The organism is Psychrobacter sp. K31L, from assembly GCF_017942195.1.
Lineage (GTDB): Bacteria > Pseudomonadota > Gammaproteobacteria > Pseudomonadales > Moraxellaceae > Psychrobacter > Psychrobacter glaciei.
On sequence record NZ_JAGKSC010000003.1, the window covers coordinates 256943 to 273253 of the forward strand.

Genomic DNA, 16311 nt, shown 5'->3' on the forward strand with positions numbered 1-16311 from the left:
TTAGCGAAATCAGCCGGAAAATACTACAATGAGCGCACAACTAACCCTATTCAATGATAAAAACCGTTAAGGATGTAGAAATGGCCAATCGCTTGAGCAAAATATATACACGCACCGGAGATGATGGCAGCACCGGTATGGCAGATGGCAGCCGCGTGAGTAAAGCCGACAACCTATTTAGCGTGATGGGTGATATCGATGAGCTCAACTCACACATCGGTCTGGTACGCGCGCACTTGGCACAAGCTGCCCATAATAATGAAAACGCAAACCAACAGCAGTTGCCTGAACGCTTACAGCAGCAAAAAGAATTAGACTTTGCTCAAGCCTTAGTCATTATTCAGCATTTATTATTTAATATCGGTGGCGAGTTGGCCATGCCAGAATATGAAGGTGTCAATGCCACTCATATCGAATGGTTGGAGCAACAAATTGACGCGATGAACACGACCTTACCACCGTTAAAAGACTTTATTCTACCGACAGGCTCACTATTGGTCAGTCAGCTGCATATAGCGCGTACCGTTTGTCGCCGTGCTGAGCGCCAAGCGGTACTCTTACAGCAACAACGTCCACCAGCCATTCGCGGTACTGCGATTAGCTTTATAAATCGCTTGTCTGATTGGTTATTCGTCGCGGCGCGTTTTTGCACCGATCCTGCCCAAGTCTCTGAAGTGCTGTGGGACAGTCAAGTCTTGCAAAATTTCACCAATGATAAATAATCACTCATAACACAGCACAGCACAGCACAGCGATATGAGGCTATATGCCACTCTATCGATAAGCCAATAGATCATACAGAAAAGCCCGCAGCGTAAAAGTTGCGGGCTTTTTTAAGATGCTATTAGCAACTGCTTCGTCTTGACGACTTAATATGTAGCGCTATCATCTTCGACGATGACCATATCAATGCTGTCATCATTAGGCACTAACTTTGGCGTTGTTTGTGTTGCTGGCTTTTTGGCATCAGAACTTGACGCGGCGGCTTGGTTGTTTTCTGTAGCGCTACTCTGACTGTTGCTGCTTGGATTATTAATGGTCGGCGGCGTAGCAGGCTCTACTGGACGAACAGGGGCGGTTGGCGTCACTATCCTTGGCTGACGGGTTGGCGCTGATTGATCGTTGTTATTGTTCTGTGCAGCGTCACGGCGACTTTCAGCCTGTTGAGCGGCACGTTGGGCGCGCTGCTCATCAACCGCTGACTTAAACACCGAGCCTGCCATCACATCTGCCACGACAGTCAGTAGTGCCGGTTGTCCAGCAATACGGGTACGAACTTGACCACCTTGAATACCGACGACATACGTAAAAGCGTCGTCAACGAGCATATTATTATTGATACGAATATTGTTTTGCGCTAATCGAGACTGCAAGCTTGGTTGGTTACCAGCTGCTTGTACTTGACTTGCTTGATATAAGTCTTCGCTTGGCAAAGTCATACTAACGCTTGCCTGACAAGTCGTCATACCATTGTTATTGGCTTCTTGTAAGATTGCAGCATTTTGCACATCGATAATAATGCCATTGATTTTGTCAGTGACAGCACCACCGTTTAGACTGATTTCTGCCTCATTGGCATAATTGGCAGCCAACGTTTGGGCTTGCTGATTGAGCGTGTTTTTCAGCGTGGATTTCAAGCGATCTTGTACCAGCGGATCATCACAACTGACGGCAGGAGCGATTACGTTATCGTCAGTCACTGGTTGATCTGCCGTTGCTGCTGTCGTTTCAGCGCTATCGTCCTTATCTGAGCGATCACAACCTGTCACGGCCAAACCACATATCAGACTAATACCCGCAACGTGCTGCCATTTGATCCACTTGCTTTTTGCTACGCTCATACTCAATTTACTCCCAATTTACTAATGCTTACCGCCTGCGATGGACGGTATTTGACATTCAGATCGCAACATTTGCCGCGATAGATTTGAAAATCAGATTATTATACGGTGTTTGAATAGGATGGTCATTAGTGTAACTCCCTACTGTACAAATAATGTCCAACATTGTACCCAAAAGCCGCGTTTGGTTGCAAAAACATAACAAATACATACTTATATCATCAGTACAGAATTTTTAATGAGAATTAAGCAGTAGCAAAAGATGATTAAAAACCTTCTTTGCAGTATCTATTAAACACACACTTATTTTTTATATTGCTACTCTCTAAGGCAACGCCTGAGCAAAAACTATTTTGCAAATTTCGTTAGATTCTGTTGGTTGGACGCTATATCATTACTCGTAAAAATAGCCGACAGTTCCTCATTATGATAAATCTTAACAACACGCTTTTGCTCGGTCATCGCGGTGCACGCGGTGAAGAAGTCGAGAACACCTCGGCAGGTTTTGAGCATGCACAGCATTTACAAGCACGAGGTTTAGCGGGGGTTGAGTTTGATGTTCAGCTAAGTGCTGATGGACAATTGGTTGTGTTCCATGACGATAACTTAGAACGCATGTGTGGTCAGCAATCGCATATCGACCAGTTAACGCTCGCTGAGATTAAACGCTATCGGCAGTATGGATATCCAGTCATGACTTTAGCGTGCGGTTATGATGTACTGACCAATTTTCGCTATATCGAGCTTGAGATAAAAACCCATGAGCGCACCAATTACACGCAGTTGGTAAACGCGCTAGCATGCAACCTCATTGACACACCACTTGCCAGCTTACCTATTGTCCTTACTAGCTTTGATGTCGAGCTGCATGCTCGCTTACAACGTCATCCGCTATTGATGCATACCCCACGCGGCTTGCTTATTCGCACACCTGACGCCTTGGCAACGGCGCCCAATACCGCATTGCAACTGGGCTGTAGTCGACTGGGTATCCACTACCCGCTCCTAACCCAGTCTGTCATCAAAAACAGTCATCGTTATGGTTTACCTGTTAGTGCGTGGACGGTTAACGACATCGATACCATTAAATCACTAATAATGTGGCAGGTTGATGTAATTATTACGGATTTTCCAACCCACCTATTGGTACACTAACGGCCCGACACCCCTCTTGAAAAAACCTCACACCCCCTACATATCTATCGTGCTACTTACACTTTTACGCTATGCCTGATAAGTCACCGGTTATTTACAGCAATGAATACTATAATTGATACAAGTTATTGTTATTTAGCAATATTTTTATAGTGTATAAGTGTTCACTTTACTTGGTTTTTAAGGTACTATGGTGTCTTAAATTAATACCGTTAGGGATATTATATGATTGCAAAAAAAGCACTTGGCTTACCGCTTAAAGGCTTACGTTTCGCTATCAAATCTGGCGACACGCTTGTAAAAACTGCCAGCACTCAAGTAACGCGTTTTAAAACTCGTTTTGACGAAAAAAAGGCGCAAGCTGCTTTTGATGAGCAACCTGTAGCAAAACGCAACTATGCGACAGATTCTGCAAAAACTGACGTTTCTACAGAAGAGCAAAGCATTGATATGCGTGAGTTTGAGTTCACAAAAGCGCCGATCAACTGGATTCCAGCGACTATCTTGGTAGCCACACCAATTGCTGCCGCCATTATTACGCCATGGTATTTATTTACGCATGACGTGAGCGCGCCTGTTTGGGGCGTATTTGGTGCCTTTATGGTATGGACGGGTATGAGCATCACAACTGGTTACCATCGTCTATTGGCGCATCGTGCTTATAAAGCGCATCCGATTGTCAAAAACTTCTTGTTGCTTGGCTCAACCCTAGCGGTGCAAGGCTCTGCGTTTGACTGGGTGTCTGGTCATCGTACTCACCATCGCCATGTAGACGATCGTTTGGATGATCCATATTCAGCAAAGCGTGGGTTTTGGTTCAGCCATATTGGTTGGATGCTACGTAACTACCCTAGCGGCAAGTTTGACTATAAGAATATCCCTGACTTGACCAAAGACAGAACGTTGCAGATTCAGCATAAATACTACGGTCTATGGGTCGTTGCCTTGAACGTTGGTATGGTCGCTGCTATTGGTTGGTTATTGGGTGATGTCTGGGGTACGCTGGTTATAGCTGGTTTGCTACGCTTAGTATTGACGCATCACTTTACGTTCTTTATCAACTCGCTATGCCATATGTTTGGTAGCCGTCCTTATACAGATACTAATACGGCCCGTGATAACTTCTTCTTGGCCATATTTACGTGGGGTGAGGGTTATCATAACTATCATCACTTCTTCCAATATGACTATCGTAATGGCGTGAAATGGTGGCAGTATGATCCAACAAAATGGTTGATTGTAGGTTTATCGAAGCTTGGTCTGACAACAGATCTACGTACAGTCGATGACACGACCATCAAGCATGCTGAAGTGCAAATGCAATTTAAGGCAGCACAACAGAAAATTGATACAGCAACCGTTGGCGGCATTGATCTACCTCATGCAATGAAGAGCTTCCAAGATCGTATTAAGTTTGAATTTGATGCGTTTACCCAGACAGTAGAAGAATGGCAGGCACTAAAAGCCAAGACTATTGAGATGAAAAAGACAGAGTTTGCGGATCGCTTGCATGAAGCTGAAGATATACTGAAAAATGACTATGCCAAGATTGAACAAAAAATCCTTGAGCATAATAGCAATTTAAAGACGGCATTTCGCTCTATTGGTCATAACGCCAAAGCGGCTTAAACGTTAACAGTAATCTGACTTTTCTATTTTGACTTTTTTCCTTCCCTTTATCTGTAATAGATAGAGGGATTTTTTTATCTAACGTTTATTCACAGCACTTGTTTATGAGATTTATAAAATCCGACAGGATTCATTAGACAGTCTTGAGAGGCGCAGATTACAAGAGATGGACAGAGTGAAACGCTGCAATGGTAAGGCTATGCTATAGTAAGCAAGTCACTAAAATAAGTCACTTAATTTATAATTCGATTATATCATTCGATGGGAAAGCCTTGCATGCGCTATCAAAACACCTACGTCAATCTAGACACACGTCTTTATCATAAACAGCCTCCTACGCCACTAGACAATCCACGGATTGGTCACTTCAATATGCAGGTGGCACAGCAATTGGGCTGGGCAGACGATGAGGACTTAATGGCACGCTGGGTTGAGATACTCGGTGGTCAATACCTGCCAGCAGATTTTGAACCGTTAGCCATGGCTTATGCGGGTCATCAGTTCGGGCAATGGGCTGGTCAATTGGGTGATGGGCGCGGCTTACTCATGGCACAAGTGCTCGATAATAACGACCAACCACTAGACTTACATCTTAAAGGTATCGGCCTGACGCCTTATTCGCGGATGGGCGATGGACGCGCGGTGTTACGCAGTACCATTCGCGAGTATTTATGTGGTCACGCCCTCACCCAGCTTGGTATTCCTTCGTCCAATGCCTTGGGCTTTGTGGTCTCAGATACTCGGGTACGCCGTGAGCGTATAGAAGCAGGTGCGGCATTGATGCGCGTGGCTGACAGTCATATTCGATTGGGTCATGTCGAGTGGATTGCCAGCTTTGCTCCTGATTTACTTAGTGAGTTCACTGGCTATATGATTGATACTTACTATCCAGAGTGCCGCGATAGCGAAACACCAGTATTGGCGTTTTTGACCGCAGTGGTTGAGCGTACCGCACGGATGATTGCCGACTGGCAGCTGATTGGCTTTGCTCATGGCGTGATGAATACAGATAACTTATCTATCACGGGCAGTACCTTGGACTTTGGGCCGTTTGGCTTTATGGAGCGATTCAATCCGGCATGGATTAACAATCACTCAGACCATACTGGGCGTTACGCTTATCAGAATCAGCCCGCTATCGGACATTGGAATCTAAATACTTGGCTACCACATTTCATGCGCTTAGAAGGAGTAACACGTGAAACGCTGGCTGACTGTCTGGCACCTTACGAGGCGACCTTTATGCAGCACTATCAGCAAGGGCTATGCCGTAAGCTCGGTCTGCCGCATGAAAAAGAAAGCTTAATGCTGGCCTTTGAGTGGCTCACTTTTCTCGAAGATAATTTACTCGACTATACCAATAGCTTTCGGGCGTTATTGGCTCTCGTAGCGCCAAACGATTATCCTTATGAGCAGCAACTACTGTCTACCATGATGGCAGAGCTCAACGACGAAGCAAATAAAGTTTGGCAAGACTGGTCAGCACGTTATCTGGCGCAATTACAGCCCTTGTCTATGGAACAAGCGTTCAATGACATGCAAGCGAACAATCCTGCTTATGTATTGCGTAACAGCATGGCTCAGCGTGCCATTACCGCCGCTGAACAAGGTCAATTCGAGGAAGTTAATCGTGTATTCGAGCTACTTGCCAATCCTTATGATGTCCAAGCTATCGCTACCGATTTAGATAGTGCGCCGCCTGCACCTCACGCACCGCAAATGCCCATTAGCTGCTCGTCTTAATACATCTACTGTTCGATAGTATTTTAAAACATTATAAAATTAAGGTTGATATTTGGCTCTGTTCTTTGGCATTATCAACCAGCTAAATAATGAATATCATTTTATTATACTGTTCGGACAATTCACGGCTATTGACTAGGCGCGAATTGTCAATAGTGCTAGAATAACTATTTTGCAAAATTGCTTTTTTCGCTGCAATCTAAGCGCCAATCATTACCTTTTTATCGATCATTACCTTTTTTAGTGTAACTGTGCCCTCTTCTTATCATATCTTATGGTTTTTTGAGGGTTCGGCGTTAGTTTTTTATCACCATTTAATCTATTCCAATTTATTCCAACCATGGCAATTATTATGAATGACGATATCACTTTGAATACGGATAACCCTAATACGGAAAAAGAGCAGTTTGAACAAGCTGCCCTCCATTACCATGAGTTTCCAAGACCAGGTAAAATCTCAGTTACCCCTATCAAGCAATTGGCCAACCAACGCGACCTAGCACTTGCCTACTCTCCAGGTGTTGCTGTACCGTGTCTTGAAATTCAAAGAGACCCAGCGTTAGCAGCCAAATATACAGCGCGTAGCAACTTGGTCGGTGTCATCACCAATGGTACTGCCGTACTAGGTTTAGGTAATATCGGCCCGTTGGCGTCAAAACCAGTGATGGAAGGTAAAGGGGTTCTGTTCAAAAAGTTTGCGGGTATTGATGTTTTTGATATTGAAATTGCCCAAAACGATCCAGACAAATTCATTGAAGCCGTCGCTTCTCTTGAGCCGACGTTTGGTGGTATCAACCTAGAAGACATCAAAGCACCAGAATGCTTCAAAATCGAACGTGAATTGCGTAAGCGCATGAACATTCCCGTATTCCATGACGATCAACATGGCACCTCAATCATTGTTGCCGCAGCCATGCTAAACGCTCTGTTGATTACTGGCAAAAAAATTGAAGAGATTAAAATTGTTTGTTCAGGCGCAGGCGCAGCAGCCATTTCTTGCTTAGATATCATTTGCGCCCTTGGTGTTAATAAGAACAACATTATTGTTTCAGATTCACGCGGTATTATCAGTACCAGCCGTGAAAACCTTGACGAAACCAAACAGCGCTATGCTCGTGATATCACGGCTACTTCTATCGAAGAAGTCATGGACGATGTCGATATGTTCCTAGGTCTATCAATGCCAGGCACACTATCAGAAGATATGGTACGCCGTATGGCAAAAGACCCTATCGTCTTTGCACTTGCCAACCCAACACCAGAAATTATGCCCGAATTGGCTCATGCGGTACGTCCAGACGTCATCATGGCAACTGGTCGCTCAGACTATCCAAACCAAGTAAATAACGCGCTATGCTTCCCGTACATCTTCCGCGGTGCATTGGATGTTGGTGCGACAACTGTCAACGAAGAGATGAAAGTCGCTTGCGTAAAAGCAATCGCTGCAATGGCACATGTTGAAGCTACTCCAACTACCAGCGCTAGAAACATCGAAAAGATGCAGAGTTTTGGTCGTGACTACTTAATCCCAGGCCCTCTAGAGCCAAATCTAATCATTGAGATCGCCTCTGCTGTTGCAAAAGCAGCAATGGATTCAGGCGTTGCCACACTACCTATCGATGACATGCAAGCATATCGTCAGCGTCTGTCTGAGTTTGTTTATAACTCAGCGTTTGTGATGAAGCCAATTTTTACTCGTGCTAAAGCTGATCCAAAACGTATTGTGTATTGTGAAGGTGAAGACAACAATATCTTGCTCGCTGTACAAGTCGTCGTTGATGAGAAGCTAGCACAACCTATCTTGGTTGGTCGCCCTTCAGTTATCGAAGCCAATATCAAAAAACTGGGTCTACGTCTAAAAGATGGCGAGAATATTACCATCGTCAACGTTGATGACGATCCTCGCTACAAAGACTACTGGCAGGGCTACTACGAGAAGAACAAACGCCGCGGTGTAAGCATTGAGCTTGCTCGTCGTGATGTTCGCCGTAAGACGACTCTGATTGGTTCTTTGCTAGTCGAAAATGGTGCGGCAGATGGCATGGTATGTGGTACATTTGGCCATTATCAATTGCATCTAAAATACGTTGAAAGCGTCATTGGTAAAAAAGAAGGTATGAACGACTTTTATGCGATGAATGCCGTATTGATGCAAGATCGTAATATCTTTATCGCTGATACTTATGTTCATGAAGACCCAACGGCTGAGCAATTGGCTGAAATGACGGTCTTGGCAACTGATCAGTTACGTCGTTTTGGTATCACGCCACGTGTCGCGCTAGTGTCTCATTCTAACTTTGGTGCTTCAAATCGTGCCAGCGCTGTCAAAATGCGTAAGGTTCATGAGCTACTAACCAATATGAATGTCGACTTTGAGTTTGAAGGCGAAATGCAAGGTGACGCCGCGCTGAATGAGCATATCCGTCTAAACGACATGCCATCAAGTCCGTTAAAAGGTGCAGCAAACTTGCTCATCTTGCCAACACTTGATGCATCAAACATCGCTTTCAACCTGCTTAAAACCGCAACTGGCAGTGCTTCTATTGGCCCTATCCTATTAGGTACCAATAAGCCAGTACATATTTTGACGCCATCAGCGACAGCACGTGGTATCGTCAACATGACTGCACTGACCGTTACTGAAGCTCAGGATTTAGAGAACGAAGCTCAGAAATAGCTCAACGATAGTATGAGTGTGTTATTAGCATCATCACTGTAATTTATTTATGGAGATGGTCTGCTATACTAAAACCAGTCAGTGCTTTATTAAAAGCGCTGACTGGTTTTTTTGTCAATCACCCTTTCACTAGTGTCAATTAAGTCGATAAATAGGAACTATTATGCAAGTTTATCTCGTCGGCGGCGCAGTACGTGATCGATTGCTAGATCGTCCTATTAAAGACAAAGACTTCGTCGTCGTTGGCGCTACTGTAGCAGAGATGATTGCTGCTGGATTTCAACAAGTGGGCGCAGATTTCCCTGTGTTTTTGCATCCGACCAGTCATGAAGAGTATGCGCTAGCACGTACCGAACGCAAGCAAGGACGAGGCTATCAGGGCTTTAGTGTCCATGCCAGCCCTGAAGTGACGCTGTTGGAAGATTTGCAACGACGCGACTTAACCGTCAATGCCATGGCAATCGAAGTCACGAGCCTCACTGACGACACTCCTATCAGTGGCGAAGTAGTCGATTATTATGGTGGACTGAGTGACATAAAAAGCAAAACCCTACGCCATGTCGCCAGCGCTTTTAACGAAGATCCATTACGGGTGCTTAGAACGGCGCGCTTTTATGGGCGTTATTATGACTTAGGCTTTACGATTGCTGATGAGACCTTGGCATTAATGCGCCAGTTGGTCAGCTCGGGCGAACTGTCACATTTGAGTAGTGAGCGCATTTGGCAAGAATCGAGCCGCGCAATGATGCAGGTCTCTCCTCAGGTATACTGGCAGCAGCTGTTCGAAATAGATGCTTTAACAGAATACTTTGCGCCCTTACATCAGATGTGGAGCGCTAATGGTCACATACGAGAGACGGTACAGACCGCGCTGTATTTCGCGGGTCAAATGCAATTAAATCTATCACAACGCTGGGCGTTATTACTGTCCAGTCTTAATCCAGCGTTATTTGATTTAACACCCAGTGAAACGATGCCTGCCACAAAAGCTATTACTGAAATAGGCAATGCCGCCAAAGTACCAAAGGCTCAAACTCAGTTTGCGACTTTATTCGTGCAGCAAGGCGAAAAATTAAAGCGTATAAATGGGCTTAGCGCGAGTGAAAAAATAGACCTTATCCAAGCCTGTAGTGCCCATAAAGAGCCTGATAAGCTCTCGCAACTGCTAGTGACCAGCCACGTGTTACAGCTCGCCTCTCAGCACCGTGAGATGATGCTAGCCTTAGGCAGCTTCCATGCTATCGGTGTCAAAGATATCGAATCAGACCTCAAAGGTCCAGCGATTGGTGCGGCATTGCGACAAGCCAGAATTGAACACTTACAAGCGCACGATATGTCTTTAACACCCTCTGAAAAGATGGCTTAAAAATCACTCTCAAATGTCTACTAAAACTTAACTATGAATCAAAAAATTAACACCTCTCTAGCAGAAAACACCGTTGCACCAGTGATGCTCGTGACTGGCAGTGCTAAGCGTATCGGTGCCGCCATTATCACAGCCGCACACCGTCAAGGCTACCGTGTCATTATCCATTGTCATCATAGTGAGCAAGAAGCCAATGCCCTAGCCGATGAGCTCAATGAAAATCGAGCCGATAGTGCCGTGGTAATCGTCGCTGATTTGGCAATCGTTAATGACAGCTCGGCTCTTAGCCAGTTCATCCAAAATATTATAGAAAGTTTTGGTCAGCTCGATGTGCTGGTACATAATGCGTCACGGTTTTATCCAAGTGCGCTTGGTAGTATCGAAAAAGCACAATGGGACGAATTGTTTTTGACCAATGCAAAAGCGCCCTTACTATTAAGCCAAGCGTTATATCCGTATCTGAAAGCACGGCAAGGTTGCATCATTAGCCTACTCGATATCCATGCGCACAATAAACCATTCAGCACTTATACCGTCTACAATATGGCAAAGGCCGCTCACCGGATGATGGTGCAATCTCTCGCACTCGATATGGCACCTGATGTGCGCGTCAATGGTGTTGCCCCTGGGGTAAATATTTTACCTGAGACTGATAGCGACCAAGCGCTTGATAATGAGCAACAACACAGCATTATCGACTCTATTCCTATGCAAAGAATAGGCAAACCAGCTGACATTGCCTATTGCGTGCTCTATTTAGCTGGCGCAAGTTATGTGACTGGCGAGATTATTGCGGTTGATGGCGGGCGTAGTTTGACGTTGGCTGGTGGCAGTTATTAACAAGTCATCAAATACTCTGCGCTACTTGTTAACTTTTACTTGAAAAATTCAAAAAATAAGGTATCATTGTCCGTCTAGCGTTAGGGCCCATAGCTCAGTTGGTTAGAGCAGAGGACTCATAATCCTTTGGTCGTAGGTTCAAGTCCTACTGGGCCCACCAAATTCAAACCCTTACAGTCATTGACTTGTAAGGGTTTTTTATTGTCTAAAATTCAGAAAAATATAATATATAGTCAGTTCAATATAAAATCGATACAGCCCATGTCAGATAACCGTTTATCTAGGGTCTACCCTAGATAAATGGTTCATTTCCTTTTTAACCCACCTTTTTAGCTGATGTAATTGACGTTTTGGATTACTGTCGTTAAAACGCCTCTCACATTCCTTTAAAAATAGATGGAAATGCTCTTTTGGTATGCCATTATATTTACGCATATGTCACTTGGCTTGGTTCCTTCAACAGTGCTGAACGTATTCTTCTAGATAGTTCTGAACATATTTGTCTGAATATAATTACCTTACAAACTCGAAAGCAAAACACTGGTTTCGCTATTGAGAATGCCGTCAATTTCTCTTACTTGACGCAGTACTTCATCAAACTCTCTCAAGCTTGTCGTGTGTATCTCTCCTACCAAGTCCCATGCCCCATTGGTCGTATGTAGCTTAATCAGCTGCGGGATACCCCGCAGTTTCCTAATCACTTGTGACGTAGACTTTCCTGTTACTTCAATCATCATCATCGCTTTGACAGTTTCTTTATCTAGTGCCTCATGCACTCGAATCGTAAATCCTAAAATAGCGCCGTTATGCATCAGTCTATCCAATCTATTTTGGACAGTGGCACGAGAGACTTTGAGTTTTTTAGCAAGGTTTGAGATGGTTGCTCGACCATCTTGTCGAAGTTCAGATATCAGTTCGCTATCTAAAGAATCATAAGTGTAATACGCCATAAAAACGCTTCCTTCATTGAATTTTGACATTATGATAAGTAACACCTAACAATATGTCAAAAATAGGTCCATATTTAATAACTTATTGACATTTTAACTGACAATTATAGTTGGTAGGATATTAATTGTCGGTTCAATAAACAATATTCATGAAAAGGAACAGCATTAATGTCTAAATTTATCGTATCACCCAAGGAAGGCGTGCCATTCGTTAGTGTACAAGCGATGGCTAAAATGATTCATGATTATGGCGTTGAGCAATGTATTACAGATCTAGTGGATGCTTTAGAGCAAGATTTTCTTCGTTGGGATCAATTTGAAAAATCTTCTCGCTTTGCTTCGCATTCCAAAGACGGTGTCATCGAGTTGATGCCAGTAAGCGATGGAGAGATGTTTGCTTGCAAATATGTCAATGGTCATCCAATCAATACCAAACGAAACTTGCAGACCGTAGCGGCGATGGGTATATTGTCTGACGTCGAAAATGGCTATCCTATTTTGCTGACAGAGATGTGTATCCTGACGGCATTGCGTACGGCTGCCACATCAGCTATGTTGGCCAAACATTGCGCGCCAAAAGGCGTTACAAAACTGGCGTTAATAGGAAACGGCGCTCAGTCTGAATTTCAAGCATTGGGTATGAAAGCCATCATGGGTATTTCTGAAGTTCGTTTGTATGATGTTGATCCAGCGGCCTCGCAGAAAACGGCTGATAACCTTTCAGACTCAGGTTTGAAAGTGATTGTTTGTCGCACGTTAGAAGAAGCTGTTTTAGGTGCAGAGATCATTACTACCTGTACGGCTGACAAAACCAATGCCACTATTTTACGAGACGATATAATAAAAAAAGGTGTTTATATCAATGCGATAGGCGGTGATTGTCCTGGTAAGACAGAGCTGGATAAAAATATATTAATGCGCGCAGATCATGTGATTGTGGAGTTTGAGCCTCAGACACGCATTGAGGGGGAAATCCAAAATCTATCAAGCGACTTCCCTGTTACTGAGTTTCATCGCATCCTCAAAGGTGAAGTGCAAGCTCGAACGTCAGATGATGATCTAGTCGTGTTCGATGGCGTTGGGTTTGCATCAGAAGACTTTACAGCTTTGGTATTTTTGCGTGATTTGATCAAAAAGCAGGGAGGGTATGAGATTTTAGATATGATCCCTCAGCAAGCTGACCCTAAAAACCTATATTCAGTAGTGAAAGAACATAGCAAAGATCGCAGCATAGTGACGAATGAAGCTGAATCGGTGGCTGCGGCCATGTCGTAAGTGATTAATACAATCGCTATTGATACAACAGTAATTAGCACAAAAAAATGATAAGCACTTCTCATTTTGTGTAGCGTTTAAAATCTGCATCATTTTTTTAAATTTTATCTATATTTAGCAAGGCTCTTGGATAGTTATGGATATGTTTATTGTTTTAAATATATCTACTAATTTTCAAGAGCTTTAATATATAAAAACGAATTTAATTTAACTGATGTAAAAATTATTTTATTTAATAGAGACAAAATCATGACTGATATGATGAAAAATATAAGAATAGTAGAAGTTTATTCAGATATCGCAGGATATAAAAAAGGCGCCTCTCTAGGCATTGATGCATTAAAAGCGTCATCAAAAGAGCTTAATGCAGATTATTTTGAAAAATTGCAATTCGACAGTATTGAGGATGATAGCAACAGTGAAGGGGAATCACAATTTGCGCATGCAAAATATGCTGATGTGATTGAACCGATTATCTCTAAGTTAGCACATAAGATAAAAGATATAAGAAATGAGAATAAATTCCCAATTGTCTTAGCTGGAGATCATTCTAGCTGCGCAGGAACAATGCATGGCCTAAAAATGGCGCATCCTGATGCTGAAATTGGTGTGGTCTATATAGACGCACACGCTGATTTTCATTCACCATACACCAGTGGATCAGGAAATATGCATGGTATGCCTTTGGCGATGGCTTGTGCCATTGACAATCTAGAATGCCAGCGCAATGAGCTTTCTGAAAAAGAAAAAGAGTATTGGGAAAAATTAAAGTTCATGGCATCAAGCGAACCCTCAATCAAGCCAGAAAATGTGGTCTTTTGTGCCGTTAGAGATTATCAAGAAGAAGAGATGGATTTAATTAGAAGACACAAGATCCCTTTATATAGCGTTGCTGAAATCACTCAAAAAGGCATCAGTTCCACAGTAGAGGAAATTTTCAAAAAATTAGAATACTGTGATCATATTTATGTCTCATTTGATGTTGATAGCGTTGACCCTTTGTATGTGCCAGGAACCGGTACGCCTGCAATGAATGGCCTGTCATACGAACAAGCCATGCAACTTAATATAGAGCTAATCAAGAATAAGAAAGTATGCTGTTGGGAAATGGCAGAAATCAATCCTTTGTATAATAATTCAAAAGATGACTCGACCAGAATATTTAAAATTTTAGAAAAAGTGACGCAGTCCCTTTTAAAGAATTACTAATATTAAATATTAAAATGAGTTAAAGCATCTAGCCTAAATATATTGATTGCGAATATTTTTAGGCTAGTTAAAAAATGGACTGCGAGTAACAATAATATGGACATTATTAAATCTAGTTCTTCAAGTCAAGATGTTAGCAGTATCAATATCAAACAATTTTTAAAATTCTTTATACCCTCTATAATAGGTTTGATGCTCTTTGTATTTCCAATTCCCTATGTAGATGGTAAATTTGTATCATATGCAGAAGGGTTTACCATTCCTATCTCTGTGTTAAAGGATTATATACAAGGGTATATGGGTGACCTTTTGCCATTGTTTGTTGTAATCTCTATTATGATTACACTGTGTTGTACGCTATATACTAAAATCATGAAGCCTTCATTGATTTTGAATAATGCATTTTTAAACAACTTACTGAACGTCACAACCCCTTGGCTTATTATTAGAATGCTTGGTGCGTTTTTTGTTGTCGTTACCTATTTTAAATTTGGGTTTGAGGCAATATATTCAGATAATATTGGCGGCTTAATATTATATGAATTAATGCCAATACTTTTTATTGTATTTTTCTTAGCTGGATTATTGCTGCCACTACTACTTGATTTTGGCTTATTAGAGTTTTTTGGTGTTTTATTAAGTAAAGTAATGAGACCTCTATTTGGTTTACCAGGTAGGTCATCTGTCGATTGTCTAACCTCATGGTTGGGTGATGGCACTATTGGTGTATTATTGACTGATAAACAATTGGAAGGCGGGTTTTATACCAAAAAAGAAGCAGCCGTTATTGCGACAAGCTTTTCAGCAGTATCGATTACATTCTGTTTGGTTGTCATCTCTCAGGTTAAGCTAGAAAGCTACTTTCTCAATATGATTGGAGTGGTTGCTTTATGCGGGATCGTTTGTGCCTTGATAGTACCAAGGTTATTGCCTTTATCTAGAATTGAAGATACGTATGTAGTAGAAAATAGTGATAGAGATCATGAAACTATCCCTGAAGGAAAAACGTTATTTACGCACAGTTTGCATAAAGCCGTTCACAGAGCAGAGAAGAGTCCAAGTTTTTCTACCTTCTTAAAGGATGGATTAAAGAATATTTTAGATATGTGGATCGGAATATTACCCGTCGTTATGGCAATCGGGACTATGGGCTTAATCGTTGCAGAAGAAACCCCTATATTTGATTATCTAGGTATGCCGTTTATCCCATTCTTAGAGTTATTGAATATACCTTTTGCGGTAGAAATGTCAAAAACCATTATGGTAGGTTTTGCCGATATGTTCTTGCCTGCGATTATCGGGTCTTCAATAGAATCAGAGTTAACTCGGTTTGTCATCGCTTGCTTGTCAGTTTCTCAATTGATCTATATGTCTGAAGTAGGCGGATTAATTTTAGGCACAAAAATTCCAGTGAGCTTTTTTCAGTTGTTAATCATCTTTCTATTAAGAACTATTATCTCACTACCGATTATTGCATTATGTGCTCATATGATTTTTTAATAATATTAAATTGCAATTTTTGCTTCGCAAGAGGATTTTCTGAAAGCCTGATACACTGATTCTGAACAAAAGATCAGCAGCAAAAAACCACCTTGACAGGTGGTTTTTTATTGCTGGTATCAATCT

General features: G+C 42.4%; 12 protein-coding genes, 1 tRNA gene and 1 pseudogene. 11 read left to right on the plus strand and 3 right to left on the minus strand.

The features are described 5' to 3' along the window. Positions 1-80: 80 nt before the first annotated feature. The gene (locus J5X94_RS06560) at positions 81-722 is read left to right on the plus strand and encodes a cob(I)yrinic acid a,c-diamide adenosyltransferase (protein ID WP_194619959.1); all 642 of its coding nucleotides are present in this window, start codon (positions 81-83) and stop codon (positions 720-722) included. 147 nt (positions 723-869) lie between these two features. Here the strand turns inward: J5X94_RS06560 and J5X94_RS06565 are convergent, their stop codons facing one another. Continuing rightward, positions 870-1841: a hypothetical protein gene (locus J5X94_RS06565; protein ID WP_210540684.1), complete on the minus strand. Its 972-nt coding sequence runs from the start codon at positions 1839-1841 to the stop codon at positions 870-872. A 426-nt stretch (positions 1842-2267) separates the two neighbouring features. On the opposite strand from J5X94_RS06565, the gene J5X94_RS06570 reads away from it, so the two are divergent. From J5X94_RS06570 to J5X94_RS06600, 7 genes are all read left to right on the plus strand, one after another. Further along, positions 2268-2996, plus strand: a complete 729-nt coding sequence (locus J5X94_RS06570; protein WP_210540685.1) for a glycerophosphodiester phosphodiesterase — start codon at positions 2268-2270, stop codon at positions 2994-2996. Between the two features lie 450 nt (positions 2997-3446). Then, complete coding sequence (locus J5X94_RS06575) at positions 3447-4625, plus strand: acyl-CoA desaturase (protein ID WP_189585261.1); 1179 nt, start codon at positions 3447-3449, stop codon at positions 4623-4625. A gap of 276 nt (positions 4626-4901) precedes the next feature. Further along, on the plus strand, positions 4902-6368 hold the full coding sequence (locus J5X94_RS06580) for a protein adenylyltransferase SelO (RefSeq protein WP_210540686.1): 1467 nt from the start codon (positions 4902-4904) through the stop codon (positions 6366-6368). A gap of 352 nt (positions 6369-6720) precedes the next feature. After that, positions 6721-9045: an NADP-dependent malic enzyme gene (locus J5X94_RS06585; RefSeq protein ID WP_210540687.1), complete on the plus strand. Its 2325-nt coding sequence runs from the start codon at positions 6721-6723 to the stop codon at positions 9043-9045. Between the two features lie 163 nt (positions 9046-9208). Next, entirely contained in the window at positions 9209-10411 is a 1203-nt protein-coding gene (locus tag J5X94_RS06590; protein WP_210540688.1) for a tRNA nucleotidyltransferase, read from the plus strand. Positions 10412-10444: 33 nt separating this feature from the next. After that, a complete protein-coding gene (locus tag J5X94_RS06595; RefSeq protein WP_210540689.1) occupies positions 10445-11251 on the plus strand; it encodes a pteridine reductase in 807 nt (268 codons plus the stop codon). Between the two features lie 83 nt (positions 11252-11334). Next, a tRNA-Ile gene (locus J5X94_RS06600) sits at positions 11335-11411 on the plus strand. A 116-nt stretch (positions 11412-11527) separates the two neighbouring features. Here the strand turns inward: J5X94_RS06600 and J5X94_RS06605 are convergent. Next, positions 11528-11689: pseudogene (locus tag J5X94_RS06605) on the minus strand (IS1595 family transposase); the annotation flags it as partial. Between the two features lie 80 nt (positions 11690-11769). After that, positions 11770-12201, minus strand: coding sequence for an Lrp/AsnC family transcriptional regulator (locus J5X94_RS06610; protein WP_110923720.1), 432 nt, complete (start codon positions 12199-12201; stop codon positions 11770-11772). 168 nt (positions 12202-12369) lie between these two features. Between J5X94_RS06610 and J5X94_RS06615 the strand changes: the two genes are divergently transcribed. The 3 genes from J5X94_RS06615 to J5X94_RS06625 all read left to right on the plus strand — a co-directional run bounded on the left by J5X94_RS06615 (position 12370) and on the right by J5X94_RS06625 (position 16185). After that, positions 12370-13476 (plus strand): ornithine cyclodeaminase, encoded by a 1107-nt coding sequence (locus J5X94_RS06615; protein WP_210540690.1) that lies wholly within the window; start codon positions 12370-12372, stop codon positions 13474-13476. 249 nt (positions 13477-13725) lie between these two features. After that, entirely contained in the window at positions 13726-14685 is a 960-nt protein-coding gene (locus J5X94_RS06620; RefSeq protein WP_149492222.1) for an arginase, read from the plus strand. A 96-nt stretch (positions 14686-14781) separates the two neighbouring features. Then, positions 14782-16185, plus strand: a complete 1404-nt coding sequence (locus J5X94_RS06625; RefSeq protein ID WP_210540691.1) for a YjiH family protein — start codon at positions 14782-14784, stop codon at positions 16183-16185. Positions 16186-16311 lie beyond the last annotated feature (126 nt).